We start from the raw sequence: 25,848 nt of genomic DNA on the forward strand, positions 1-25,848 counted from the left end.
CCTCAGCGCGCCTTGATCCGGGCGATTGCGAATTCCAGCTTCGGCACCGTTTCGGCTGGCGGTGCATCGTCAGGGAGATGGCGCGCGACCTTCGCCATGAGCTGGTCGAAGCCGTTGTCATAGGGCGAGAACCGGATGCGGGGGCCGCCGAAGCCGGAAATCCAGTAGTAGCCCGACAGCTCCACTCCAAGATACGACAGCTCGTTCCATGACAGGCGCCGCTCCTGCAGGAACATCGTCCGGCGCTCGACCCGCTCGCCGTTCCAGCGCACGCGCTCGATGATGATGTGAAGCGCCAGTACCAGCGTTACCAGCACGAATAAGGCAGCGATCGGAGCAGGCACCTTGCCTGCCGCTGCGACGAGGGTCCCGACGGCAGACACAACCACACCGCAGACCATGCCCAGCCAGGAAAAGGGTCCCGGCGTCAGATAGCTCCAGTCGCCGCTATGCTGGGCGCGTCGCCGCTGGAAACAAGTGCAGAGCGCGACCATCATCATGAAGGCCGGAACGAAGAGCGCGATCTGGCTCAAGGTCGACATGCGGCCTCATCGGCAACGGATGCAGCCGGAGAAGCCTAGCCGATGCCGCGGATACCGACAAAAGCGACCCGGAATGATGGCAAACAAACCCTGTTCTCCGTCCGCCGGTGCTGGCCTCGGAAGCGTCGCGTTAACACCGCATTATGGTTGACGCGCTAGCGTGCCGAAGGGCCGCTGCGATCTCCGGACGCGGCGAGGTCCAGTGTCGCGTTGGGTCGAGTATCACGGTTTGCGTCTGTCGCGCTCCCTCGCCTTCGGTATCGGGCTGGCCGCTCTTGCGCTCGCCGCCGGCCTGGAGACGCCTGCCCTGGCGGCCGGCGCGAGCCTGCGCGGCGAAGCCATGCCGGCCGGCTTCGGCCGCCTGTCCCTGACCTTCGACGAGCCGATCCAGACCCGCGTCCGCGTCGCCAACGGCGTGCTGATCGTCGCCTTCGGCGGCCAGGTCCAGGTCGATGTCGCGCGCATCGCCCGCGAGTTGCCGAACTACGTCTCCGTCGCCCGCGTCGATCCCGACGGGCGCGGCATGCGCTTCGCGCTGACCCAATCCTACAAGGCCAACCTGATCGAGGCCGGCGACAAGGCCTTCATCGACCTGCTGCCTCAGAACTGGTCCGGCATGATGCCTGGCCCGCCACCGGAAGCCATCGCCGAGCTCACCGAGCGCCTGCGTCTCGCCGAGGCCCGCGCCAAGGAGGCCGCGCGCCAGTCTCCCGCCCCTCCGGCCACGCTCACGATGAACTCGGCCAGCCTGCCGACGCTGGATCGTTTGACCTTCAAGGCGCCTGCCGAGACGAAGCTGACCAGCAACCTGTCGGATGGCACGCTGAAGCTGGTCTTCGACCGGCCGATGAATGTCGAGGCCGGCGCGATCCGCAGCGCCCTGCCGACCGATATCGACCTCACCGGCCTCGATGCCGGCAAGGAAGCGCTGAGCCTGACCCTGTCCCTGCCCAAGGACTGGCAGGTCCGCAGCTTCGACGACGAGACCGGGCTGGTCGTCGACCTGCTGCGCCCGGTGAAGCAGGAAGCGCCATCGCTGGTCGAGCTTACGAAGCCGCCCGCGCCGACGCCCCCTGCCCCGGCCGCCGCACCGCCGGCCGAGCCTGCCGCAAAGCCCGCGGCTGCCGCGTCGCTGGCGCAGCCGGCCACACCGCCGGTCCAGGCCGTGGCTGCCGCGCCAGCCGCTCCCGAAGTACCGCCTGGCCCGGTCGCGATCACCGCGGATGGCAAGCGCCTCGACTTCCGCTTTACCCGTGCCACGGGCGCCGCCGCCTTCCTCGATGGCGGCGTGATGACGCTGGTCTTCGACACCCGCGACACCATCGATCCCGCGAAGCTCGCCGGGGTGATGCCCAAGCTGATCGAGGACAGCTCGGTGACCCGCGAGGGCAAGGTCACCCTCGTGAAACTCAAGCTGGCCGGCCAGCCGCTGGCACGCCTCTTCGACAATGGCCCGGCCTGGTCGCTCGATCTCGGCGAGGATGCGGGGCGTCCCGTCGTCCCGGTCGAGCCTCAGCGCAGCATGGACGAGCGCGGCCAGACCATCGTCGCCGTGCCGCTTCCCGGCCTCACCGGCATCCACTGGCTCGAATCCGGTCCCGCCGGCCTGCCCGTCGCCGTCGCGACCGCGACAGGTCCAACCCGGCTCACGCCCAAGCCCTACCAGTTCGTCGAATTCGGCCTGCTCCCGACCGCGCAGGGCCTGGCCGTCCAGGCGCATGCCGACGACGTCGCCGTGCGGGCCGGCACCGAACAGGTCCGTATCGGCCGCAGCGGCGGGCTCAACGTCTCGCTCGACATCGGCGAACCCGCCCGTAAGGCCGAGGACAAGGCCGAGAAGCAGAAAGTCGCACCGCTGCTCGATGGCGAGGCCTGGGCGGAGCTGCGCGTCGGCAACCCGGGCGAGCGCGCCCGTGCCCTTCTGCTCGATGTCACCGACGCCTCGCGCGGCCGCAAGTCGGAAGCCCGGCTCGCGCTCGCCCGCTTCTATGCCGCCAACGGCCTGATGCCCGAGGCGGCCGGCCCGCTGAACGTGCTGCTCGCCGACGACAGGTCGATGCGCGGCAACCGCGAGGCGCTCTTCCTCAAGGGCGTCATCGCCACCGGGATGCATCGCGACCAGCAGGCGCTGGCGGCCTTCGATGCCGGCCCGATCAAGGACGACGTCGAGACCGGGCTGTGGCGCGCCTTGGTCGAGCAGCGCCTGAACCGCAATGCGCAGGCGCTCGTCGGCTTTCGCCGCGCCGAGGCCGTCATCGACCGGTACCCGGCAGACCTCCAGGGCCTGTTCCGCGAGGCAACGGCGCGCGCCGCACTGGCCCAGCAGGATATCGCCGTGGCCGAACGCCAGATTCAGGCGCTGGCGGACATGCCGCGTGGCAGCTTCGACCAGGAGCATCTCGCCCTGCTGCAGGCCCGGCTCGACGATATCGGCGGGCGTCCGGAAGCAGCGATGAACGGCTACAAGGCGCTCTTCGAGGCCAAGAGCCGTCCGATCGCCGCCGAGGCACAGTTGCGCGCCGTCAAGCTTGCCGATGCCGAGAAGCGCACCGACATCAAGGTCGACGAGGCGATCGCCCGGCTGGAGACGGTCTCCGTCATCTGGCGCGGCGGCCGGCTGGAGATAGAGGCGCTGGCCGAGCTCAGCCGGCTCTATGCCGACCAGCAGCGCTGGCGGGATGCCTTCATGGTCGCGCGCCGGGCCAACGAGAACTTCACCGAGGACCCGCTGACCCACCGCATGCATGACGAGACGGCGCAGCGCTTCGCCGAATTGTTCAGCGGCTCCGGCCTCGGCAAGCTGCCGCGCATCGAGACGCTGGCACTGTTCTACGATTTCAAGGAATTCCTGCCGATCGGCCGGCGCGGCGACGAGATCACCCGCCTGCTCGCCGACCGGTTGGTGGAGCTCGACCTGCTCGACCAGGCGGCCGAGATCCTGAAATACCAGATGGACCGGCGCCTCAGCGGCGCGGCGCGCTCCACGGTCGCGGCGCGGCTTGCCATGATCAACCTGATGAGCGGCAAGCCCGCCGATGCAGTGCGCGCGCTCCACACGACGCGCCTCGTCGAACTGCCGGCCGACGTCAAGCGCGCCCGCCTGTTGCTCGAAGCCAAGGCGCTCTCGGACCTCTCGCGTACCGATCAGGCGCTCGAGATGCTGGAGGCCGAGCGCGGCCCCGAGATCGACCGGCTGCGTGCCGACATCTACTGGACCGGGCGCCGCTGGCGCGAGGCGGGTGAGGCCTATGAACGCCTGCTCGGCGAGAGCTGGCGCGGCGACGGCACGCTCGGCGACAGCGAGCGCGCCGATGTGATGCGCGCCGGCGTCTCCTATGTGATGGGGAGCGAGAACCTGTCGCTCGACCGGCTGCGCAGCAAGTTCGCGCCGAAGATGGCCCGCGGCGCCGATGCCCGCACCTTCGCCTTCATCACCGGGGCGGACCGGACGCGCGCCGCCGACATCCGCGAGATGGCGCGCGCCACCGCGAATGCCGACACGCTCTCGGAGTTCCTGAAGGCCTATCGCGAGCGCTACCCGGCTTATGCGGCGCCGATGCGCAAGCCGCAGGCACCTGCCGCCGACAAGCTGCCTTCGCCCGCCGACGGCGCAGCAGCAGAGCCTGCGGCGCCGCCCTCGCGGAGCTAGAGCATCGGCCCGAAAAACGGAGTGCGGTTTTCGGGCAAAGCCGATGCAAGATCAAAGAGCTAGAGGATCGGACTGAATACGACATTCAGTCCGATCCTCTAGCGCCTAGCCCGGCCCGGAATTCGTGTCCTCTCCGCGCGCCCTGGCGCGCAGGACGAATTGCAGGTTGCGGATATAGACGAAGACGCCGAAGCCCTGGCCGAGGATGAACACCGGATCGCGCCGGTAGAGCGCATACATCAGCAGCAGGGCGCCGCCGCCGATCGAGAACCACCAGAAGGTCATCGGCACGACCGAGCGCCCGGCCTTCTCGCTCGCCAGCCACTGCACCACGAAGCGCATGGTGAAGAGCCCCTGCGCGACGACGCCGAGCAGGACCCACCAATCGATATTGTTGACGAAGACGTCGTGGAAATAATTGCCGATGGTCTGCTGCAGGTCGATGAGCATCACATCGTCTCCGAGACGATCTGGGGCACGCGCTTGCGCCGCCGGATCAGCCACCACACGCCGGCGAGGTCGAGGATACCCACCCAGACCCGGTCGAAGAAGCCGTAATTCGAGACGCCGGTCAGCCGCGGCCGGTCGCGCACGTCGACATGCAGCACCTTGTGGCCCTCGCGCGCCATCAGCGCCGGCATGAAGCGATGCAACGCATCGAAATACGGCAGGGCGAGATAGGCCTCGCGGCGGAAGCATTTCAGCCCGCAGCCGGTATCGCGCGTGTCGTCCTTCAGCACGCGCACGCGGACGCCGTTGGCGATCTTGGACTGCCAGCGCTTGAAGCCGGTATCCTTGCGCCCGACACGCTGCCCCTGCACCATCCCGGCCTGGAGCCCGGCCTTCTGCAGGGCCTCGACCATCTCCGGCAGGAACGCCGGATCGTTCTGGCCGTCGCCATCGAGCGTCGCGACGATCGCCGAGCGGGCATGGCGCACGCCGCTGCGCACCGCCGCGCTCTGGCCGCAGGACTGGACATGGGTGACGACGCGCAGCCACGGCCGCGTCGCGGCGAGTTCGGCCAGCGCGGCGGCCGTGCCGTCGGTCGAGCCGTCATTGACATAGACGACCTCGAACGCGCCGATCGCGGCGCAGGCCTTCTCGATATCGGCGACGAGCGGCGCGATGTTGCCGACCTCGTTGCGCACGGGCACGACGACGCTGAGCAGCGGATGGGAAGAGGTTTCGGTCAAAGGGACATCATCCGGAAAAACGGCCCGCAAACTGCGTCAGCTTAGCCGAGAGGGCAAGGGTTTCGCGCAGAAGGGTTTCAAGCGCAATGGATCTCAGCCGGGCGAGTTGGCGAAGACGGCGATCTCCAGCCTGCGCCCGCCATTCAGGTTGAAGCCGTTGATTGTGGTCACGAGCCGCGGCTTGACGCTCTGGCTCGCCAGCGCGCCCTTGAAATCATCGGCGAAGCGACGCTCGACGAAGGCGACGCGGCAGCCGGGCTGGTTGAGGAAGGCTGCCGCGTCGGCACCGCTCGCTGCCATCGCGAGCTTCGTACCGGTCAGGAAGACCAGGCTAGGCTCGCGATAGCCCAGCGTCAGCACGGCCGGATCGGCGCAGCCGACGGCCCTGACCGTCTCGGCCAGCCGCGGCGACAGCTTCAGCGAGCGCAGGCTCTCGATGGCGAGGGGGTAGACCGCGATGGTCAGGAGCAGGCTCGCCGGCACGCAGCGCCAGAGCGCGCCCTCGAAATCCTGCCTCCGGAAAGCCGCGATGACGCTGATGCCCATGAGCAGGACCAGCGCGAAGAACGGCAGCGCGATCCAGGGCACGGCCCGGTCGAGCGTCCAGTTGCCGAACAGGATCGCGCCCATCAGCGCCAGCGGTACGATCACGACGAGGCAGGCAGTCAGCACCGCGCCGCGCCGGTAGCGGTTGATCCCGCCATTCAGCACGGCGAGCAGCAAGAGCGCAGTGATCGCAGGATAGAGCGGCAGCACGTAATGCGGCAGCTTGGTCGGCACCGCCTCGAACACCAGCCAGGACGGCACGATCCAGGCGATCAGGAACAGGATCTGCGGCTCCTTGCGACGCACCCAGGCGAAGGGCACCGCCATCGCCGCGAAGGCCGCCGCAGGCCAGTAGGTCGCGAAGAAGACGACGAGATAGAGCCCGGGCGGTCCCCAATGCTTCTCCTGCCCCTCGGCGACCTTGCCCAGCATGTCCTGGCCGACGCTGTCGGCGAAGAAGCTGCCGCCGGTCTTGATCATGATCGCCGCGAACCAGGGCAGCGCGACCACGAGGCAGAGCAGGATGCCGGCGCCGAAGCGCAGCGGCTTCAGCCAGCGGAAGGAGCGCTGGCTCGCGCTCAGCACGAGGATGGCAAGGCCCCAGACCATCGGCACGATCGGGCCCTTGATCAGCAGGCCGAGCGCGGTCGCGCCCCAGAACACCAGCCAGTTGCGCCGGTCCGGCACGAAGGCGAGCGAGCGCGTCCAGTCGAGCCAGGTGCGCGCCAGCGCGCCCATGGTCGCAACGGCGCAGGCAGCCAGCAACGCATCGGTCTTGGCGATGCGCGCCTCGACGCCGAGCAACACAGCGGCCGCCATCAACGCGCCGCCAAGCAGGGCGAGCGGCGGAGACAGGAAGGCGAGCAGCGCCCAATAGGTCAGTAGCACGGTCGCGGTCGCGCCGATGAGCGAGGGAATGCGATAGAGCCAGATCTGCGTGCGCGCCTCAGGAACGCCGAGCGCTTCTCCGGCCTTCACCGCCGCGCTCTGCAGCCAGTAGATGCCGACCGGCTTCTTGTGGCGCGCCTCATCCTGAAAGCGGATATCGACGAAATCGCCGGTCTCCAGCATCTGCTTGCTCGCCTGCGCGAAGCGCGGCTCGTCGCGATCGAGCGGCTGGAGCGTGCTGTATCCGGGCAGGAAGGCGGCGAACGACAACAGCAGCAGGAAGATGCAAGCCCGCAGATGGCTGGCCGAGGCCGCTTCCTTGAGGCGGTCGATCGCTGGCGTGAGCGCAAACATCATTCATCCCCGCGGCTGCCGGCCGCAACTATCCGGAATGCCGGCTGCCGCCCGATGGCGGGCCATTCAGGCACGATCAAGGCGGTGCCGCGCGGGGTTTACGCTGCCGGGCGGAGGTCGGCAAGCACCGAAGAGCCATGCAGCCGATGCGGAGAGCTTGGCTACGGTCATGGATTGCGATGTAGCCGAGCGCCCTCAGCTGCCACGAAGTCCGGGCTTCGTCAGTCAATCGACGCCTTGTTGTCGATACGGATCGCCTGGACCATACGCGGCGACAGGGTCATGGCACGCTCTGGCGTCGAGGCCACAGGCTCCGCCGGAACCAACAAGCTGATCGGCAATTCACAGGCCGCCCTGGGACTGATCATGTAGGCGGACCCCAGCACCGGAAGGCTGGCCGTCTTGACGAAACCGGGCTCGGCCAAGGCCGGGGACGAAAGAGCCGCCGCGAGGGCGGCGATGGCAACGAACCGCGACATGGTTGCTCTCCGCGTTTCCCCCGCTCTCACAACGTGGCAAGCCGGCGCCTGTTCCGTCGGGCGAAAGCCAGGCTATGCTCAGCGCGGATGGGGGAAGGCTCGGATGGGGCGCCTGCTGACCAAGGCATTGCTGGCAGGCCTTATCGGCCTCGCCGTCGGCCCGCTTCTGGGCCTGATCTGGGTCTTTGCGCTGATGCTGTTCGACCCGAAATGCGGCAGCCCCGGCGATTCCGGCGGCTGCGCGATGGGCCTGCTGACGGTGCCGGTCGTCCTCGCCCTGCCGAGCTTCGTGCTGTTTGCGCTCGTCAGCCTGAGCAGGAATCTTTGGAGGCTGCGCCCGCGCGACCCCGCCGCCACGATCCGCAAATTGCGGAACTGGGGCCGCGAAGACTGATCTCAGCGATCAAAGGCGATTCCGAGATAGGTCCGGTCGTCGGTCCAGCTGTCGACCCCGGAGCCCTTCACGCTGGCATAGGGACCGATCTTGTCGGGGTCGATCCGCTCGACCTCGGCGAAGCTCGCTTCCCATGCGGCGACACCGAAGGCGTCGGGCTCGGCGAAATACCCGTCGCTGAATAATTCGAACGTCGCGACCTCGGCCGCTGGATAGTCGGCCGTGAAGACATGCCGATCGGCGATGGCGAAACCGTCGAGCACGCCATAGCCGAGATCGCTCGTCGGGTGATTGGAGAAGGCGCGCTGGCCGCTGATGCCGCTATCGACCAGCCGCTCGATCTCGGCCCGGTCGATCCTCGGCATCTCCTCCTCGCAGAGCCACAGCACATGCGCCCTGATCGTGGCGCAGGCCTCGGCGCCCAGCCCGGCCGGCGGTTCGCGCAAGCCGTTCCAGACCGCATCGTCCGAGATCGCACGCTGCGGCAGCGGATCGGCCCGTACCCTGCCTAGATGCGCCCAGCATTCACGCCGGATCAGCGCCGTCACCCGGTCGAGCGGCTTCTCTTCGACATGGCGAATCGTCCCCAGCGCCTTCCCGCCGAGCCGAATGCCGGAATCGCCGATCGAGACCAGTTGCAACACCGGGCCGTCATGATAGCCCAGCGCCAGCGTGCAGCCGATCCGGAAAGCGGGATCGGCGGAAGCTTTGTCCAGCAGGCCGTGCGCTGCGTAGCCCCCGCGCAGCGCATCGCCTAAGGCCTGGACCAGTCTGCTCACGCGCTCCGGCCCGCCGCGAACGCTCAGGTCCTCGTCGAGCAGGAAGCGGGTGACCGCCGTCGCCACGAGGACGGAGGCGAAGCGCCCGGCCCGCATGGCGCCGAAGCGGCGCCCGCTGCGGTCGGTCACTCCGTCGATCACGGCATAGCCGCGGCCGGGCAGGATGACGACGCTGTCCTCGTTCTCCTCGGGGCTGGCGAAGCGCTTGCCGAGGCTGAAGCATTCGATCTGCATGGTCGTCGTCGTGTCCGGCTGTCAGCGTAGCCCGTCGTCCCTGTCAGTTGCCGGTCACCTGGCGCCACTTCTCGATCAAGGTCTTGGTACCGCCGAGCTCCTCGACGGACTTGAGCTTGACCAGGGTCAGTTCGGAGAGCGGCTTCACATCGCCCGGCGCGGCGACGTCCTTGCGCACCGAGCGGCGGCCGGCTTCCTTGACCAGCGCCTCCTGCGTCTTCTTCGACAGGGCCCAGTCGATGAAGCGCTTCGCCGGCTCCGGATTGGGCGCGCCCTTCAGCATCGCCACGCCGTCGGGCGAGGTCGTCGTGCCGTCCTCGATATAGGAGATCTTCACCGGCGCGCCGCCGGCGACATATTCGAGCGCGTTGTCCTCGAGCGTCAGGCCGAGCGGCGCCTCGCCATCTGCGACGAAGCGCGGCACGGCGCCGGAGCTGTCGGAGAAGACGAAATTCTTGGCGAGCTTGCCATAATTCTCCCAGCCCTTGTCGCCGCCGGCGGTCAGAACCGTCGTCATCTGCTGGAAGGCGGAGCCGGAATTGTCGACGCGGGCCGAGGCGACCTTGCCCTTCCATTTCGGGTCGGAGAGCGCAGCCCAGGTCTTCGGGATATCGGCTTCCTTGACCATGCGGTTATTGACCATCAGCACGTAGATGACGGTCGTGTAGGGCGTCCAGGCCGGGTTGCTGACGAAGCGCTCGTCGATGGCGCCCTGGTCCTTCGGCGCGTAGGGCGCGAGCAGGTCGGCGTTCTCGCCCAGCAGCGAGCCGGTGACGCTCCAGATCACGTCGGCTTTCGGCGCGGCGGCCTCGGCACGGGCACGGCGGAAGACATCGCCGGAACCGAGCTGCACGACCTCGGCCTTGATTCCGGTCTCCGCCTCGAAAAGCGGAATCATCTTCTGCACGATCGAGGATTTGTGGGCGGTGTAGAGCACGACCTTGTTGTCGGCAGCGTGGGCCGCTCCGGCGACACCCAGAAGCCCCGCGGCCAGCAGGATGCGCCCGACCCAGATGTTACGTGACGTCATGATGTTCAAGGTCCTCTCCCAGGGCGTCGATCTGTGCCGACGGTAATGAGCCATCTTGCCGTCCAATCGCGGCCATGCGCAACTAGAGGAAAGGGGAGATTCTTTGCCGGCATGGCTTATTTGAACGTCGAAGGCGCGATCAAGCGCTACGGGGCTACGACGGCATTGAACGGCGTGTCCTTTTCCGTCGCCCAAGGGGAGTTCTTCACGCTGCTCGGCCCGTCCGGCTGCGGCAAGACGACCTTGCTGCGATCGATCGCGGGCTTCTCGCAATTGTCGGAGGGCAAGGTCTCGCTCGACGGCACCGATCTGCTGGCTGTGCCGCCGCACAGGCGCGATATCGGCATGGTCTTCCAGGATTACGCGATCTTCCCGCATCTGACCGTCGCCGAGAATGTCGCCTTCGGCCTCAAGGCGCGCAAGGTCGCCGCCTCCGAGATCCGCGACCGCGTCGCCGAGGCGCTGGCGACCGTCCGCCTCTCCGCACTGTCCGAGCGCTTGCCGGCTGCGCTCTCGGGTGGCCAGCAGCAGCGCATCGGCATCGCCCGGGCGATGGTGGTGAAGCCGCGCCTGCTGCTGATGGACGAGCCGCTCTCCAATCTCGACGCCAAGCTCCGGCTCGACCTGCGCGACGAGATCCGCGACATCCAGCGGACGATCGGCATCGCCGCGATCTACGTCACCCATGATCAGGAGGAGGCGCTCGCCATTTCCGACCGGATCTGCGTGATGGATGGCGGCTCGATCGAGCAGATCGGTACGCCGCAGCAGATTTACGGCCAGCCGGCGACGCGCTTCGTCGCCTCCTTCGTCGGAACCATGAACTTGCTCAAGCCCGCCACTTTCGGGCTGCCGGATGTGCCGGGCGTAGCGCAATGGGCCCTGCGGCCGGAGCGCCTGCGCCTCGCCGAGGCAGGAGATGCCGAGCACGGCGCCTCCGCCATCACCGGCCTCGTCGAGCATTTCACCTATCTCGGCCGCGAGGCCCATCTCACGGTGAAGGCGCTGGGGCACCGGCTCGTCGCGCAGATCGCCGCCCCTCCCCCGGATCTCGTCATCGAGGCAGGACGTGAGATCAGGCTCGGCTTCGACCGGGCTGATCTGCACGCTTTCGACGCCGCAGGCCGGCGTCTCCAGACGGAGCTTGCGGCATGAGCGCGGTCGCCGCCCCGGCAAGGCGCATCGGCTGGCGCCCGGATTTCTGGACGCTCGTCGCGGTCGGAGCCTGGGCGATCCTGATCGTGCTGCTGCTCATCCCGCTCGGCCTCGTGCTGGTCTCCAGCTTCCGCGACGAGAGCGGTGCGCTGACCCTGGCAAACTGGCAGCGGCTGTTCACCAGCACGCGCTACTTCAACGCGCTCATCAACACGCTGATCGTCGGCTTCGGCGGGCTGGCCGGCGCGCTGCTGCTCGGCTCGGTCATGGCGTTCTGTATGGCGCGCCTCCGGATCAAGGGCGGCCGCTTCGTCTCGATGATGGCGATCCTCGCGTTGGTCTCGCCGCCCTTCATCGGCGCCTATTCCTGGATCGTGCTGTTCGGCTCGGGCGGTATCGTCCGGCAGACCCTGATGAGCTGGGGCATCTTCATGCCGCCGATCTACGGCGTCTGGGGCATCCTCATCGTCTTCGCCTTCAAGTTCTACCCTTATGTCTACCTGCTGACCTCGGGCGCGCTTGCCAACATCAACCGCTCGCTGGAGGAAGCAGCGGAGAATCTCGGGCTGACGCCGTTCCAGCGCGTGCTGAAGATCTCGTTCCCGCTGGTCCTGCCGGCGCTCTCGGCCGGTGGCCTGCTGGCGCTGATCCATGCGATCGCCGATTTCGGCACGCCGCGCCTGCTCGGACGCGGCTTCAACGTGCTCGCGACCGAAGCCTACACCGCCTATTCCGCCGAGATCGGCTCCAATCTCGGCATGGCGACGACGCTGAGCCTCGTGCTGATCCTGATGTCGATGATCTTCGTCTTCATCCAGCGCTACATGTCGCGGCGCAACGTCTATCACAGCAACCTGATCAACCGGCCGGAGAAGATCCAGCTCAGTGGCTTCGCCAATGTCGCCGCCCATGCTGCCGTCTATTTCATCGCTCTGGGCGGCGCGATGCCGGCGATCATCGCCGCGATCTACTCGGTCAGGAAGACGAACGGCCCGGTGTTCCAGCCCGGCTTCGGCCTCGAAAGCTACAGCCGCATCATCGCCACGCTGGGCGATGTCGTGCGCAACTCGCTCGTCTTCTCCGGCGTCTCGGTGCTGCTGATCGTCGTCATCGGCACGCTGATCGGCTGCCTCGTCGCCAGGCGCAACACCGCGCAGAGCTCGCTGCTCGATGCGACCCTGATGGTGCCCTATGTCATGCCGGGCATCGTCGTCGGCGTCGCCTTCATCGCGGCCTTCAACACGCCTCCGCTGGTGATGACCGGCACGGCCGCGATCATCATCCTCTCCGTCTTCATCCGCCGCCTGCCTTATGCGGTGCGATCCTCGGCGGCGGCGCTGCGGCAGGTCGGGCCGAGCATGGAGGAAGCGGCGATCTCGCTCGGCTACAGCCCGGTCCAGGCCTTCATGAAGGTCACGATCCCGCTGATCCTGCCGGGCATCGTCGCCGGCGCGATGCTGTCCTTCGTGACCGCGGTCAACGAGCTCTCGTCGTCGCTCGTGCTCTATGTCGGCGGGACGATCACGATGCCGGTCAAGATCTACATCGCGATCAACGACGGCGATTACGGCACGGCCGCGTCGCTCTCGACGATCCTGCTCGTGCTCAGCGGCACCGCGATCTACCTGGCCTTCCGCCTGCTGGGCCGCGACGAACGCGCGTTGCTCTAGGCGCGATCTGCAACGCGGCCCGTCGCATCCTCGAGGGAATGATCAGAGGAGCCGCTTGCTATTCCGGGTAGATCGCTCCGCCGGAGCGTTCCACCCGTCTGTCCTGATCCCGTTTCCAGTCGCGGTCTGCCGTCATCAGGCAGTTCGCGTAGCCATCCGTTCCGCGGACGAAGCCATAGCTGTCGCAATTGGCTTCGTCTTGCGAGCGACGATCGCTCTGGCCGGCGCAGCCGGCAGAGAGCAATGCAAGTGTGAGAGCGATTGTTTTCCGCATGCCGGGGAGGCTGGTCCGTCAGGCTGGCGAAAACGTGACCGCCTCTGGTCTGGAGGGAGGCAAGCCCGGGTAGCTGCTTGCTTGGCAGTTTCGGAACAGCCAAGGCGGATGCTGTTCCAGCTTCATTACAGGAGGAAAAATGGCGAGCCCGGCAGGATTCGAACCTGCGACCAGCAGCTTAGAAGGCTGCTGCTCTATCCATCTGAGCTACGGGCCCGAAAGCGAGGGAGCGCCCCCGCCTGTCGGCTTCAATGCGTCCACTGACCGACGCGCGTGAACTTGAAATTGTCGGAATAGGAAACCGTGCGGCGCTTGGCCTCGTTGGGCTGCTCGACGCGATAGGCGATGCCGTTGCGCGTGGCATAGGCGACGGCGTCGGCCTCGCTGTCGAACCAGAGCTTGAGCTGGCTCTTCATGTCCGAGGACGAGGTCCAGCCCATCAGCGGCTCGATCTGGCGCGGCGCCTCCGGCTCGTATTCGAGCAGCCAGCGCTCGGTCTTGGCCGTGCCGGACTGCATGGCCGTGCGGGCCGGGCGATAGATGCGTGCGGTCATGAAAGCGCTCTGCCGTCACCAAACCTGTGCAGTCCGCGACGCGAACCGCTTCATGTACACCGCTTGAGATGATGGTCGGGGCACCAGGATTCGAACCTGGGACCCTCTGCTCCCAAAGCAGATGCGCTACCGGGCTGCGCTATACCCCGACGAGGCATCTCAAACGTTGCGGTTCGCTATCATGCCACAGGCTGAAACCGCAAGCGAAAGCCAATCGCGCGAAACCAAGTCTGTGTAGCGATATGGTGGCTGCCGCCTTCGTCAGCGCTTGAACAGGGCGTGCTCCACCTTGTCGCCCGCCTTGATGCCGAGCTGCTTGCTGACGCCACCATTGATCTCCAGCACGGAGAGCACCGGCTCGCCCGAGGGAATCGTGCGCGTCGAAAGCGGCTCGGTGCGCTCGGCGATGCGCGCGATCGTGCCGTCCGCCCGGATGAACAGCATGTCGAGAGAGATGTAGGTGTTCTGCATCCACATCGCCACCGGCTCGGTGGCGGCGAAATCGAACAACATGCCGCGATCGGCTGGCATGTAGTTGCGGAACATCAGGCCCTTGGCCCGCTGGTCCGGCGTGCGCATCACCTCGACCTGGAAGGCATGGCGCGTGCCGCCGCTGACGATGACGAGCGTTTCGAGGCCCGCCGCTGCGGCCGCGGCCGGCTGGCCCTGCGCCTGCAATCCGGCCGGGGCGAGTGCGATCAGCGCCAGCATGACAGCGGCGAGAGCGGTTCTGACGGCATGCATCGCTTTGGACTCCGTGGCGGCCATGGCTTTCGTCCTCTAGGAGCGGCCGATGGCAAATCTTCGGCAGATGGCCGCGTTCGCCGCCTTTCGGTCAAGCCTTTCGTCATCATATGAATGCGGGATGCTACGCAGCCTAGCTTGGCGGCTTTCTTTCGTCAGCTGCTTGCGGCAGTTTCGCCGGATTAGAGAACCAGGAGATATCCATGATCGCTGCGCGCCCTCGTCGGACGACGCATCTCGCCGGCACGGCTCTGGCCGCCGTCTTCCTGACCTTCGCGTCCTCGGCCTGGGCCGCCGATTTCCAGCTCGACAACGTCAAGATCGACCTCGGCAAGCTGGTGATCAACGCGCCGAAGATCGCGGTCAAGGGCTCGACCCTGGAGAAGGATGCCTTCCTGGCCCTGTTCACCGGCACCGGCGAGTCGGCTGCCGGCCGGGCGGCCAAGCTGAACGCGGCCGAGATCAGCGCGCCGGAACTCTCGCTGGTGCAGACGGTCGGTGACCAGAAGCAGACCACGACCTATCGCGACATCCGCCTCACCGATATCCGCGAGGGCAAGGTCGCCCGCGGCGAATCGACCAGCGCCAGCATCACGGCCGACGGCGCCGCCACCGGCCCGATGAAGGGCGAACTGAAGCGCACCGCCTTCGACGCGTTCGACCTGCGCCAGATCACCCGCGTGCTGACCGAGAAGGCCGCGCCCGGCACCACCGAGGCAATGCTGCCGATCATCGGGAATTTCGAGCAGGACGGCTACAACCTGGACATGGGCAAGGCCGGCAAGATGTCGCTCGGCCGCACCACCGCGCGCGGCTTTGCCGCCAAGGTCGGCCCCGAGCCGCTGCTCGACGTGATGTCCCGCCTTGCCGCGGCCAGCGAGGAGGTCGAGCGCAAGCAGGGCGATAAGAAGGCCGATGCCGACAAGTCCCCTGCCAAGACCGAGGCCGAACGGCAGCTCGGCCTCTCCGTGCTCGCGCTGTTCGACATGTTCGAATACGGCAGCGGCGAGGCGCGCGACCTCGTCATGACCGTGAACCCGCCGCCGAAGAGCACTGCAAAGGGTGACGCCGTCGACATGCGGATCGCCCGCATGGCCTTCGGCGAGAACACCCCGGCGAAATCCGGCTTCGTCATGGAAGGCTTCCAGTTCCGCTCCGGCGAGGCCAAGGGCGGCATCGATTCGATCGGCTATTCCGGCTTCGCCTTCGGCTCCGTCATCCGCGAATTACGGGCCGCGCTGGCCGAGCCCGACAAGCCGATCGACGAGGTCGATTTCCGCCGCTTCATCCCGACCCTCGGCACCATCCGGCTTGCCGGCATCTCGATCGACGCGCCCGCGCTCATCACCGGCAAGGAGCCCGTCAAGATTTCGCTCGGCTCCTTCGAGATCAAGGCAGGCGAGCAGCTCAACGGCATCCCGACCAGTCTGGCGCTGACGATCAACAACCTCGTCACCCCGGTTTCCGAGGCCACCGGCAACCCGGCCGCCAAGGACATGATCGCGATGGGCATCCGCACGCTCGACCTCTCGGCCAAGCTCGACCTCGCCTGGGAAGCGGCGAAGAACGAGATCGCGATCCGCACGCTCTCCTTCGGCAGCGCCGGCCTCGCCCAGATCGAAGCCTCCGGCACGCTCGGCAACGTCACCAAGGACCTGTTCGCCAGCGATCTCGCCCTCGCGCAGGTCGCCGCGCTCGGCGCGACCGCCCGCAACCTGCAGGTCAAGCTGCAGAATTTCGGCCTGGTCGAGAAGCTGATCGAGAACGAGGCGCGCAAGTCCAAGCGCAAGGTCGAGGACGTCCGTCAGCAGTTCACGATGGTCGCGAGCCTCGGCCTCGCCGCGATCCTGGGCCCGTCCGACGGCGCCAAGAGCGTGGCGGCCGCCGCCTCCCGCTTCGTCGCCAAGCCGGGCACGCTCACCGTCGCCGCCAGCGCCCGGTCGGCGACGGGCCTCGGCCTCGCCGACATCATCACCATGACCGAGCCGACCGAGATCTTCGAGAAGATCGACCTCAAGGCCGATGCGCAGTGACGATCAGGGCGCGTTAGCGCCCGAGGACCGCGACTGGCGCCCATCAGGCCTCGAGGCCTGGTGGGCGGGCCTGCCGCAAGTGCCCCGCGGCTGGCTGCGCAAGCGCGTGAACCCCGACAACCAGACCCGGCTGCACCTTGCGAAGCTCGTCGCAAGGCGGCCGGGGCAATTCACGATCAGCCCCTACACCTATGGCCGCCCGAAGGTGCGCTTCCCCGAGAGCGGCGCGCGGCTCGTCATCGGGCGCTATGGTTCGATCGCGGACGGGGTCGAGATCCTGCTCGGCGGCAATCATCGCCTCGACTGGGCGACGACCTATCCTTTCCCCGCCCTGCCCCGGCTCTGGCCGCAGGCCGCCGGGATGACCGGCCATGACACGACCCGCGGCGATGTCGTCATCGGCCACGATGTCTGGCTCGGCTCACAATGCATGATCATGTCCGGCGTCACCATCGGGCACGGCGCCGTGGTCGCGGCGCGCTCCGTCGTCACGCGCGACGTGCCGCCCTATGCAATCGTCGCCGGCAATCCGGCCCGCGTAGTGAGGCATCGCTTCGACGAGGCGCGGATCGCATCCCTGCTCGAAACAACCTGGTGGAACCGGCCTCGCACCGAGATCGAACGTCTGATCCCGCTTCTGCTCTCCGAGCGGATCGACGACCTGCTGGAAGCGCTCAGGAAGCGCCCATCAGCCGGCGCTTGAGCCCCAGCGCCGGCTTCTCGATCAGGTACCAGGACAGCGCCGCCACGACGATGGTCACGGCGAGCGAAGGCCAGAGCAGCACCACCGCCCCGAGCGACGGAAACAGCGCATGCAGCGCCTGCTGCACCGGCCAGCCATAGAGGTAGACGCCGTAGGAGAGGTCAGCAGGCGGCTCGATCGAGCGCCGTGTCAGGGCCGGCGCCAGCGCCAGCACGAGAACGCCCCAAGCTGTGACGAGGTAAAGCGCCGCCTTGTATAGCGGCGTGAAGGACAAGGGCACCAGCGCGAGCAGCGCAACGACCAGCAACGGCAGCGAAAGCGGAATCGTCTCGCGGTAGAGATAGATCACGCCCCCGGCAAGGAAGATCAGCGGCAGGCGCAGCGCCGTCTCCGTGCCCTTCGCACCATGCGGCGCCATGACCTCGCGCAGGACGACGGCCAGCGTCAGCGCCAGCAGGGCCGCCAGCGCAAGACGCGGCCGCGCCAGTATCCCCGCGAGGCCCGCGACGAGCACACCGAGATAGCAGAGCGTCTCGTATTTCAGCGTCCACACCGTCCCCAGCGGGAAGGGCAACGGGTTGGTCTCGAAGACGCCCGGCAAGGCCGCCGCGCTCTTGAAGGTGGTGAGCGTCCCCGAAATGAAGCGCCACAGCCGCGGATCGCTGAAATAGGCGGATCGGTCGAGCGTCGTCATCGCTGCGCCCAGCCCGAGCGCGACGATCAGCGTCGCCGCGATCAGCCCCGGCGCGATCCTGAGCAGGCGCGCCACGACATAGTCGCGCCAGCCGCGCCTGACGAAGCTCATCGTCACCAGAAAGCCGGAGACGGCGAAGAAGCCGTTGACCGCGTGCTCCCCCAGCGTGAAGCCGGTGGTCTGGAACCAGGGCTCCTGCTCCACCCGGCCGTCGGTGACGCTGAAGGCATGCGAGACGACCACGGCGAGCGCCATCACGAGCCGGAGCAGGCCGAAATTATTGTGCGGATTGGCGAGCGCCTCCGCGACCGTGGATCGCAGCCCGCTCATGGCATCTCCCCCAACCCCTCATAAGCGAGCGCCGTCTCGCCACGCCGCCAGGCACGCGCGCCGGCGGCCGAGCCAGCATGCGCGAACATCTTTTCGCGCTTCAGCAAAAGCCCGTAGCCCGCCGCCTTGCCGGCATTCTCCAGCATCCGCATCGGCCCCGGCCCGGCGAGCCCGTATTTCCGGGCGATGTAGTGCTCGGACCAGGCGAGATGCCAGCGCGCCTTGAAACGCCGTTGCGGGGACGGCGCCGTCGAGCGGCCACGGCCATGGCGCGCCTCGGCCTCATGGACATGGACCAGCGCATGGCCGGCATCGCGCATGCGCCGGCACAGGTCGTCATCCTCGTAGAACAGGAAGATCGCGGGGTCGAAGCCGCCGAGCGCGACGAAAATCTCGCGCCGGATCAGCAGGCAGGCCCCCGACAGGAAGGGAAGGCAGGCATCGCCTTCCGGGATCGTCATGGCGCCGGAGCGATTGAGATGCGGAGGCGAAAGCAGCGAGCGCGGCTGCAGGAAGATGCGGCCGGACGGCTCGACGATGCGCGGCGCCAGCATCCCGGCATCGGGATAACGTTCCGCCGCTTCCAGCAGCGCAGCGGCAGCACCCTTCGTCAGCTCCAGATCGGGGTTGACGATCAGCACATAGGGCGTGTCGGCCGCCGCGACGCCGATATTGTTGGCGCGGCCATAGCCCTCGTTGCGGGCATTCGCGATCACCCGCGCGCCCTGCGCCGCCGCGATCGCGCGGCTGGCGTCGCCGCTGGCATTGTCGACGACAATGGCGGGCACGCCCTCCCCGGCCAGCGCATCGAGGCAAGCGGGCAGGACCTCGGCGCTGTCAAAGCTGACGACGATGGCGGTAATGGCGGCGGCAGGCATTGCCGCCTTGTGGCCATGTCGAGAGGCCGGAAGCAAGCGATTTCAGCGCCGTGCAAGCGCGCCGATCTCGCCCTTGATCCGCTCGCGCTCGCTCGCCTCGCAGCGATGCGGCGCCTTGTAGGACTTCACGGCATAGCCGGCATTGGCGGCGACGAAGCGCTGCCGCTCCTGTCGATCGAGCCGGGCGATGATCCGGCCGCGATCGACCTGCAGCCCGCAATCATAGGCCCGCGAGACGGTGGCCGCGGCGTATTCCACCGTGCCGGGCATCGGCCCTGCGACGGTGCAGGCGCCGAGCGCCGCGCACAGAGCCGTTGCAGCGGCGAGCTTGGGAGGCAAAGGCATCGGCACGGCGCGGCTCAGAGCTTGTCGAACTCTCCGGCGCGGATGCGGCCCATCCGTGCCTTCAGCTCCGCCCGCTCTTCCGCCGTGCAGGGCTGCGGCCGCACACCCTGATTGACCATCTCGGCCTCGGAGACGCCGACATAGGCCGCACGCGCCGCCGCGATCTGCTGCTCGTCGGCGCCACGCGCCTTCTCGGCCGCGAGGAAACGGTCGAGCGTCGAGCGCTGCGGCGAGCCCGCCTTGCAGGTTGTGGCGCGCGAGACCGTTGTCGCCAGCGCAGAGGCACGGCCGGCGCTGCTGTCGCCGGCGGCGACGCAGGCGCCCAGCGGCGCAAGAAGGCAGGCGAGCGGCAGCGCCCGCCCGATCGGCAGCAGGGCCATGGAGGTCAGCCGTTCTTCTCGGGAGCGTTGATCCGCAGATGCGCCTCGCGCAGCTGCTTCGGCGTCGCCTCGGCCGGTGCCCCCATCAACAGGTCGACGGCCTGCTGGTTCATCGGGAACAGCGCGACCTCGCGCAGGTTCGTCGCCCGCGCCAGCAGCATGATGATGCGGTCCACGCCAGCCGCCATGCCGCCATGCGGCGGGGCGCCGTACTGGAACGCGCGATACATGCCGCCGAAGCGCTCGATCACCGTCTCCTCGCCATAGCCGGCGATCTCGAAGGCCTTCACCATCGCTTCCGGCTTGTGGTTGCGGATACCGCCCGAGGCCAGCTCGAAGCCGTTGCAGGCGATGTCGTACTGGAACGCCTTGAGCGAGAGCGGGTCTTCCTCGGTCAGCGCCTTCAGGCCGCCCTGCGGCATCGAGAAGGGGTTATGCGAGAAATCGACCTTCTTCTCGTCCTCGTTGTACTCGAACATCGGGAAGTCGACGATCCAGGCGAAGGCGAAGGCGTTCTCGTCGATCAGGCTGAGCTCCTGGCCGACCTTGTTCCGGGCGCTGCCGGCGAACTTGTAGAACTTGTCCGGGTCGCCCGCGACGAAGAAGCAGGCGTCGCCGCCCTTCAGCCCCATCTGCTTGATGATCGCGGCGACGCGCTCCGGCCCGATGTTGTTGGCGATCGGCCCCTGGCCCTCGCCGTCTTCCTTGACCATCAGGTAGCCGAGACCGGGCTGCCCCTCGCCCTGCGCCCAGGAGTTCATCCGGTCGCAGAAGGCGCGCGAGCCGCCGCCCGGCGCAGGAATTGCCCAGACGCGGTTCTTCTCGCCTTCGAGGATGCGGGCGAAGACCTTGAAGCCCGAGCCGCGAAAATGCTCGGAAACGTCCTGCATGACGAGCGGGTTGCGCAGGTCCGGCTTGTCGGAGCCGTATTTGGCGATCGCCTCGGCATAGGGAATGCGGGGCCAGTTCTTCTGGACGCTCCGGCCCTCGGCGAATTCCTCGAACACGCCGGTGATCACCGGCTCCATCGTCGCGAACACGTCCTCCTGCTCGACGAAGCTCATCTCGACGTCGAGCTGGTAGAACTCGCCCGGCAGGCGGTCGGCGCGCGGGTCCTCGTCGCGGAAGCAGGGCGCGATCTGGAAGTAGCGGTCGAAGCCCGCCATCATCAGCAGCTGCTTGTACTGCTGCGGCGCCTGCGGCAGCGCGTAGAACTTGCCGGCATGCAGGCGGCTCGGCACCAGGAAGTCACGCGCGCCTTCCGGCGAGGACGCGGTCAGAATCGGCGTCTGGAACTCGGAGAAGCCGGAATCCTTCATGCGGCGGCGCATCGAGTCGATGACCTTGGTGCGCAGCATGATGTTGTTATGCAGCTTCTCGCGACGCAGATCGAGGAAGCGGTACTTGAGGCGCGTGTCCTCGGGATATTCGAGATCGCCGAAGACGGGCAGCGGCAGTTCGGCCGAAGGACCGAGCACCTCGATCGCGGTCGCGAAAACCTCGACCGCGCCGGTCGGCAGGTTGGCGTTCTCGGTGCCGGCAAGACGGGCCTTGACCTTGCCGTCGATGCGCACGACCCATTCCGAGCGCAGCGTTTCGGCATCGGCAAAGGCCGGCGAATCAGGATCGATCACCACCTGGGTCATGCCGTAATGGTCGCGCAGGTCGATGAAGAGCACGCCGCCATGGTCGCGGATGCGGTGGCACCAGCCGGAGAGGCGCACATTCTGGCCGATGTCGCTGTCGCGGAGCGCGCCGCAGGTGTGGGAACGGTAGCGATGCAGGGTCACGGGCGTGTCTTTCGGAAATGCGTCGGAGGCCGGCGCAACGCGCCAGCCGCAGCTTGCGGCTAACCACACGCGCGCGCCCGAAATGTCAAGAACGCCCGCGACATCCCGCTTCTGTCTCTGCTAAGACGGCCTCACCATGCATCTCATTTCCGATACCGCCGCGCTCTCCGCCGCCTGTGACCGCCTCGCGAGCCACCCTTTCGTCACGGTCGACACCGAGTTCCTGCGCGAGACCACCTATTACCCCAAGCTGTGCCTGATCCAGCTCGCCTCGCCGGATGAGGCCGTGCTAGTCGATCCGCTCGCGCCGGAGCTCGACCTCGCGCCCTTCTTCGCGCTGATGGTCAACGAGGCCGTGGTGAAGGTCTTTCACGCCGCGCGGCAGGACCTCGAAATCGTCTGGCTGCTCGGACGCGTGCTGCCGACGCCGCTCTTCGACACGCAGGTCGCCGCCATGGTCTGCGGCTATGGCGACTCGGTCGGCTACGAGCAGCTCGCCAACGACCTCGCCAAGGCGCGCATCGACAAGTCCTCGCGCTTCACCGACTGGTCGCGCCGCCCGCTGACCGAGGCGCAGCTCTCCTATGCCGAGTCGGACGTCACCCATCTGCGCGACATCTACCTCGCCCTGAAGGCCGATCTCGATGCCAGCGGCCGCGAAAGCTGGGTCGCCGAGGAGATGTCCGTGCTGACCTCGCCGGCGACCTACGAGGTCAAGCCTGAGAATGCCTGGCAGCGCCTCAAGGGCCGCATCCGCAAGCCGCGCGAACTGCCGAACCTGATGGAGATCGCCGCCTGGCGCGAGCGTGAGGCGCAGACCCGCGACGTGCCGCGCCAGCGCGTGCTCAAGGACGACGCCATGATGGATATCGTCCAGCGCGGCCCGCGCTCGGTCGAGGCGTTGGCCGAACTGCGCTCGGTCCCCAACGGCTTCGAGCGCTCGCGCAGCGGCGCCGAGGTCCTGGCCGCGATCGAGCGCGCCGCCGCCATCGATCCCAAGACCCTGCCCCGGCTGGAGCGCGAGCGCGGCCGGCCGACCAATGCCGCCGTTCTCGACCTGCTCAAGGTGCTGCTCAAGGCCGTAGCCGATGCCGAGCGCGTCGCGCCCAAGATCATCGCCTCCAGCGACGATCTCGACGCGATCGCCTCCGACGACCTCGCCGAGGTGCCCGCCCTTCAGGGCTGGCGCCGCGGCGTCTTCGGCGAGAAGGCGCTGGCGTTGAAGAACGGCTCGCTCAGCCTGCGCATCCAGCGCGGCCGGGTGGTCGTGGGCTGAAGCCCGACTGAATCAAGCCCTGAAGAACCGCGCTCAGGCAGCTGATCCGATTCGCGATTTCGCGGCGGATCAACTGCTGCCGTAGCTCTTCACCAGCGAGCCCGCGACCAGACCCCAGCCATCGACCAGCACGAAGAAGATCAGTTTGAACGGCAGCGCCACCGTCACGGGCGGCAGCATCATCATGCCCACCGACATCAGGATCGAGGCCACGACGAGGTCGATAATCAGGAAGGGCACGAACAGCAGGAAGCCGATCTCGAAGGCACGGCGCAGCTCCGAGATCATGAAGGCCGGAATCAGCACCTCGACCCCGATATCCTGCGGCGTTTGCGGACGCGGCCCCTGCGACATGTCGAGGAACAGCGCCAGGTCCTTCTCGCGGACATGCCTGAGCATGAAGGTCTTGAAGGGCACGACGCCGCGATTATAGGCCTCCTGCGGCTGGATCTGCCCGGCGACCAGCGGCTGGACGGCCGTCGTGTAGGCCTCGCGCAAGGTCGGCGCCATCACGAAGCCGGTCAGGAACAGCGAGAGCCCGAGGATCACGGCGTTCGGCGGCGCGGTCTGCGTGCCGAGCGCCGAGCGCAGCAGCGACAGCACCACCACGATCCGGGTGAACGAGGTCACCATGATCAGGATCGACGGCGCCAGCGACAGAACCGTGATGACGGCGATGAGCTGGAGTGCCCGCTCCGCCACGCCACCGCCCTGCCCGAGATCGAGCGACAGGGTCTGCGGCAGCGCCGGCACGCTCTGGAGCACGAGCACCAGCGCGGCCGCCGCCAGGGCGCGCCCGCCTCGAAACCGTCTCGCTCGTCCGCCGATGAATGTCACGCGCGCCGCCACAGCCCGACTCAACCGACCGGGCGCCGACGAGGCTAGCCACGCGAAAACGCCGCGCAACCGATGCGCGGCGTCATAAGGCCGGATGGCCGACAATCCTGTTGATGGCCTGCCGCCCGAAGGCGCTCAGGCGTGCGCTACGGCCTCAGGGCTTGGCCTTCGGGTCGCGGCCAAGCAGCCGGGCGAACTCGGCTTCGATCGCGTCCACCGAGAACGGATCGATCTCCTTGGTCGCGGGCTCGGCCGGCTTTTCAGGCTCGGGCTGCGGCTTCGGAGCTTCGACCGGAGCCGGCTCCTCGACCATCACGACAGCCTCTTCTGCCTCGATGACCAGCTCGTCCTCGACGGCCGGCTCATCCTCGAGCACCGGGGCCGGCTCCGGAAGATGCACCTCGGCGGGCGCCGGCTCGAACGGCTTGGGTTCCGGCGCCTTCTGGATCGGGCGATCCAGCGCCAGCCCCAGCGCTGCGGCGAGCTCCGCCTCGACATCGCTCGGGATCGGCTTCTGCCGCGGCGGCGCGACCGGAGCCGGCGCGACGACGATCTCCGGCACGATCTCAGGCTCGGGCGCCGGCGGCTCGACGATCGGTGCGGCAGCCTTCACCGGCGGCGCCTTCTCCTCGACGACAGGAGCGGGAGAGAGCTTTTCGGTGACGAGAGGCGGCTCCACGGCCGGCGCAGCGACCTCCGGAGCCTCATCGGCGGGAAGATTCGCCGGGCGGACGGCGGAGAACGGCCGCTTCAGCGCCTCCTCCAGCTGGCGCGTCATGTCGTCGAGCTCGCCGGCACTGACGGCGGGCTGCGGCGCATGTTCACGCGCGAAGCTCGGCGCCGGCCCGGTGGTGACGGGCGGTACCGGCATTGCCGGCGCGGCGGGCTTGGCGGCCGCGGCGACCGCCTCTGAAGCGGCGACACCGAGCGCGGCGGCGACGCCAGCGGTCGCAACGGTAGCGGCAGAGCTGCTCACAAGCGGCTCCGCCGGAGCCGGAGCTGCACGGCTTGGCAGCGGCGGCAGCAGCTCCGGCCCTTCGGGCGCATAGCCGGCACGGCGGGCTTCATCCCCGGCCCGCATCGCCGGCTCGCTTGGCGGAACCAGCGACTCGAACGGCGGCAACGGCCGGTCAGCGGCGGTCTCGGCATAGGTCGGCGGCGCGGCACGGCTGCCGCTGCGCATGATATTGGTCTCGACGACGACGTCCGAGGCGCCGCCGATCATCAGCAGGTGCTCGATGTTGTCGCGGCGGATCAGCACGAGCTGGCGCTGGCGATCGAGGTCGTAGGTGTCGACCACGCCGAGCCGTGGCTGGCGCTGCCGCCCACCGGCCTGACCGCGCAGGCGCAGGCGGCCGCCCTGGATTTGCCGCACGAACAATCCGAGCAGCGCGAGAAGCACGAGAATGACCACAGAGGCGACGATCACCTTCTGCGCGGTCGAGAGTTCCAATCCGAACAAGCTCTGCAAGGTATGCCTCTTAACGCGACGGCGGCCCGGACGGCCGTTGAATCCCGTCCATGGTTCAACACCTTGGCTATAGCATAACGCTTTTCCTATCGGGAAATATGGTGAACGCGTGGTTAATCACACCCGCGAAAACCCGCCCCTTTAACCGGATATTAACCATGCACCCGGCAGGATTTGCCGGGTAGACCGATCGCGCCGGCTACGCAAACGGGGAGCTGGAGCCATGGCGAACGACGGATTCAGCGTCGGCGGCGGCCTGATGCAGGCGCTGAAGACGCGCATGCACTACCAGCAGTCGCGTCAGAAGGTGCTCGCCGAGAACGTCGCCAATGCCGACAGCCCCGGCTTCCGCCCGGTCGACCTGAAGCCGCCGAGCGCCGATCCGGCCCGCGCCGGCGTGGCGGTCGCCCGCACCAGCGCCGGGCACATGAGCCTGAACACCGCCAATGGCGGCTTCGACGGCACCGGCGCCCCGCGCTTCGAGACCACGCCCAACGGCAACGCGGTCAATCTCGAGGACGAGATGCTCAAGGTCGCGCAGAACCAGTCCGACTATCAGCTCGCCGCCTCGCTCTACAGCAAGGGCCTCGGCCTGATGAAGATCGCGATCGGGAAAGGCCGCTGAT

At 67.7% G+C, this 25,848-nt stretch carries 24 protein-coding genes and 2 tRNA genes; 8 read left to right on the forward strand and 18 right to left on the reverse strand.

What is annotated here, in order from left to right; translation table 11 throughout:
- Positions 1-2: 2 nt before the first annotated feature.
- Positions 3-542: a hypothetical protein gene (locus NUV79_RS06585; protein ID WP_257732265.1), complete on the reverse strand. Its 540-nt coding sequence runs from the start codon at positions 540-542 to the stop codon at positions 3-5.
- A gap of 202 nt (positions 543-744) precedes the next feature.
- Here NUV79_RS06585 and NUV79_RS06590 point away from each other — a divergent pair, with 202 nt between their 5' ends.
- Entirely contained in the window at positions 745-4,191 is a 3,447-nt protein-coding gene (locus NUV79_RS06590; protein ID WP_257732266.1) for a hypothetical protein, read from the forward strand.
- Positions 4,192-4,296: 105 nt separating this feature from the next.
- On the opposite strand, the gene NUV79_RS06595 is transcribed toward NUV79_RS06590, so the two are convergent.
- The 4 genes from NUV79_RS06595 to NUV79_RS06610 form a co-directional block, all read right to left on the reverse strand.
- Positions 4,297-4,641, reverse strand: coding sequence for a lipid-A-disaccharide synthase N-terminal domain-containing protein (locus NUV79_RS06595; RefSeq protein ID WP_257732267.1), 345 nt, complete (start codon positions 4,639-4,641; stop codon positions 4,297-4,299).
- Positions 4,641-5,384, reverse strand: a complete 744-nt coding sequence (locus tag NUV79_RS06600) for a glycosyltransferase family 2 protein (protein WP_257732268.1) — start codon at positions 5,382-5,384, stop codon at positions 4,641-4,643. Before NUV79_RS06600 ends, NUV79_RS06595 begins: the two co-directional genes overlap by 1 nt.
- 93 nt (positions 5,385-5,477) lie before the next feature.
- A complete protein-coding gene (locus tag NUV79_RS06605) occupies positions 5,478-7,175 on the reverse strand; it encodes an ArnT family glycosyltransferase (RefSeq protein WP_257732269.1) in 1,698 nt (565 codons plus the stop codon).
- 218 nt (positions 7,176-7,393) lie between these two features.
- A complete protein-coding gene (locus NUV79_RS06610; protein ID WP_257732270.1) occupies positions 7,394-7,651 on the reverse strand; it encodes a hypothetical protein in 258 nt (85 codons plus the stop codon).
- A 103-nt stretch (positions 7,652-7,754) separates the two neighbouring features.
- Between NUV79_RS06610 and NUV79_RS06615 the strand changes: the two genes are divergently transcribed.
- Positions 7,755-8,045: a hypothetical protein gene (locus NUV79_RS06615; RefSeq protein WP_257732271.1), complete on the forward strand. Its 291-nt coding sequence runs from the start codon at positions 7,755-7,757 to the stop codon at positions 8,043-8,045.
- A gap of 2 nt (positions 8,046-8,047) precedes the next feature.
- Here NUV79_RS06615 and NUV79_RS06620 read toward each other — a convergent pair whose 3' ends face one another.
- Both NUV79_RS06620 and NUV79_RS06625 read right to left on the reverse strand, forming a co-directional pair.
- Positions 8,048-9,058, reverse strand: coding sequence for a hypothetical protein (locus tag NUV79_RS06620; protein ID WP_257732272.1), 1,011 nt, complete (start codon positions 9,056-9,058; stop codon positions 8,048-8,050).
- A 43-nt stretch (positions 9,059-9,101) separates the two neighbouring features.
- A complete protein-coding gene (locus NUV79_RS06625) occupies positions 9,102-10,088 on the reverse strand; it encodes an extracellular solute-binding protein (RefSeq protein WP_257732273.1) in 987 nt (328 codons plus the stop codon).
- Positions 10,089-10,199: 111 nt separating this feature from the next.
- Between NUV79_RS06625 and NUV79_RS06630 the strand changes: the two genes are divergently transcribed.
- Both NUV79_RS06630 and NUV79_RS06635 read left to right on the forward strand, forming a co-directional pair.
- Positions 10,200-11,243, forward strand: a complete 1,044-nt coding sequence (locus tag NUV79_RS06630) for an ABC transporter ATP-binding protein (RefSeq protein WP_257732274.1) — start codon at positions 10,200-10,202, stop codon at positions 11,241-11,243.
- Complete coding sequence (locus tag NUV79_RS06635) at positions 11,240-12,913, forward strand: ABC transporter permease (RefSeq protein WP_257732275.1); 1,674 nt, start codon at positions 11,240-11,242, stop codon at positions 12,911-12,913. The genes NUV79_RS06630 and NUV79_RS06635 overlap by 4 nt, the downstream gene beginning before the upstream one ends.
- A 414-nt stretch (positions 12,914-13,327) precedes the next feature.
- Here NUV79_RS06635 and NUV79_RS06640 read toward each other — a convergent pair.
- The 4 genes from NUV79_RS06640 to NUV79_RS06655 form a co-directional block, all read right to left on the reverse strand.
- A tRNA-Arg gene (locus NUV79_RS06640) sits at positions 13,328-13,404 on the reverse strand.
- A gap of 31 nt (positions 13,405-13,435) precedes the next feature.
- The gene (locus NUV79_RS06645; protein WP_257732276.1) at positions 13,436-13,741 is read right to left on the reverse strand and encodes an ETC complex I subunit; all 306 of its coding nucleotides are present in this window, start codon (positions 13,739-13,741) and stop codon (positions 13,436-13,438) included.
- Between the two features lie 72 nt (positions 13,742-13,813).
- Positions 13,814-13,890: transfer RNA gene (locus NUV79_RS06650), tRNA-Pro, on the reverse strand.
- A gap of 112 nt (positions 13,891-14,002) precedes the next feature.
- Positions 14,003-14,485 (reverse strand): DUF192 domain-containing protein, encoded by a 483-nt coding sequence (locus NUV79_RS06655; RefSeq protein ID WP_374678917.1) that lies wholly within the window; start codon positions 14,483-14,485, stop codon positions 14,003-14,005.
- A gap of 203 nt (positions 14,486-14,688) precedes the next feature.
- Between NUV79_RS06655 and NUV79_RS06660 the strand changes: the two genes are divergently transcribed.
- Together NUV79_RS06660 and NUV79_RS06665 are read left to right on the forward strand one after the other, a co-directional pair.
- The gene (locus NUV79_RS06660; RefSeq protein ID WP_257732277.1) at positions 14,689-16,518 is read left to right on the forward strand and encodes a hypothetical protein; all 1,830 of its coding nucleotides are present in this window, start codon (positions 14,689-14,691) and stop codon (positions 16,516-16,518) included.
- On the forward strand, positions 16,508-17,221 hold the full coding sequence (locus NUV79_RS06665) for a CatB-related O-acetyltransferase (protein WP_257732278.1): 714 nt from the start codon (positions 16,508-16,510) through the stop codon (positions 17,219-17,221). The genes NUV79_RS06660 and NUV79_RS06665 overlap by 11 nt, the downstream gene beginning before the upstream one ends.
- Here the strand turns inward: NUV79_RS06665 and NUV79_RS06670 are convergent.
- From NUV79_RS06670 to aspS, 5 genes are read right to left on the reverse strand one after another with little or no spacing between them, the layout of a single operon-like run.
- On the reverse strand, positions 17,193-18,245 hold the full coding sequence (locus tag NUV79_RS06670) for an acyltransferase family protein (protein ID WP_257732279.1): 1,053 nt from the start codon (positions 18,243-18,245) through the stop codon (positions 17,193-17,195). The two genes, NUV79_RS06665 and NUV79_RS06670, sit on opposite strands and share 29 nt — an antisense overlap.
- Positions 18,242-19,123: a glycosyltransferase family 2 protein gene (locus NUV79_RS06675; protein WP_257732280.1), complete on the reverse strand. Its 882-nt coding sequence runs from the start codon at positions 19,121-19,123 to the stop codon at positions 18,242-18,244. The genes NUV79_RS06670 and NUV79_RS06675 overlap by 4 nt, the downstream gene beginning before the upstream one ends.
- A 42-nt stretch (positions 19,124-19,165) precedes the next feature.
- Positions 19,166-19,474, reverse strand: a complete 309-nt coding sequence (locus NUV79_RS06680) for a hypothetical protein (protein WP_257732281.1) — start codon at positions 19,472-19,474, stop codon at positions 19,166-19,168.
- Between the two features lie 8 nt (positions 19,475-19,482).
- The gene (locus NUV79_RS06685; RefSeq protein ID WP_257732282.1) at positions 19,483-19,848 is read right to left on the reverse strand and encodes a hypothetical protein; all 366 of its coding nucleotides are present in this window, start codon (positions 19,846-19,848) and stop codon (positions 19,483-19,485) included.
- A 5-nt stretch (positions 19,849-19,853) separates the two neighbouring features.
- The gene (gene aspS / locus NUV79_RS06690) at positions 19,854-21,632 is read right to left on the reverse strand and encodes an aspartate--tRNA ligase (protein ID WP_257732351.1); all 1,779 of its coding nucleotides are present in this window, start codon (positions 21,630-21,632) and stop codon (positions 19,854-19,856) included.
- 142 nt (positions 21,633-21,774) lie between these two features.
- Between aspS and rnd the strand changes: the two genes are divergently transcribed.
- Complete coding sequence (gene rnd / locus NUV79_RS06695) at positions 21,775-22,914, forward strand: ribonuclease D (RefSeq protein WP_257732283.1); 1,140 nt, start codon at positions 21,775-21,777, stop codon at positions 22,912-22,914.
- A 69-nt stretch (positions 22,915-22,983) separates the two neighbouring features.
- Here the strand turns inward: rnd and fliP are convergent, their stop codons facing one another.
- Together fliP and NUV79_RS06705 are read right to left on the reverse strand one after the other, a co-directional pair.
- Complete coding sequence (fliP, locus tag NUV79_RS06700) at positions 22,984-23,751, reverse strand: flagellar type III secretion system pore protein FliP (RefSeq protein WP_374678919.1); 768 nt, start codon at positions 23,749-23,751, stop codon at positions 22,984-22,986.
- 154 nt (positions 23,752-23,905) lie between these two features.
- A complete protein-coding gene (locus NUV79_RS06705) occupies positions 23,906-25,222 on the reverse strand; it encodes a flagellar biosynthetic protein FliO (RefSeq protein ID WP_257732284.1) in 1,317 nt (438 codons plus the stop codon).
- Between the two features lie 223 nt (positions 25,223-25,445).
- Between NUV79_RS06705 and flgB the strand changes: the two genes are divergently transcribed.
- Positions 25,446-25,847 carry a flagellar basal body rod protein FlgB gene (gene flgB / locus NUV79_RS06710; protein ID WP_257732285.1) on the forward strand — a complete coding sequence of 134 codons (402 nt, stop codon included), beginning with the start codon at positions 25,446-25,448 and terminating at the stop codon, positions 25,845-25,847.
- Position 25,848: the final 1 nt, after the last annotated feature.

This window comes from Allobosea sp. 47.2.35, assembly GCF_024655635.1.
GTDB lineage: Bacteria > Pseudomonadota > Alphaproteobacteria > Rhizobiales > Beijerinckiaceae > Allobosea.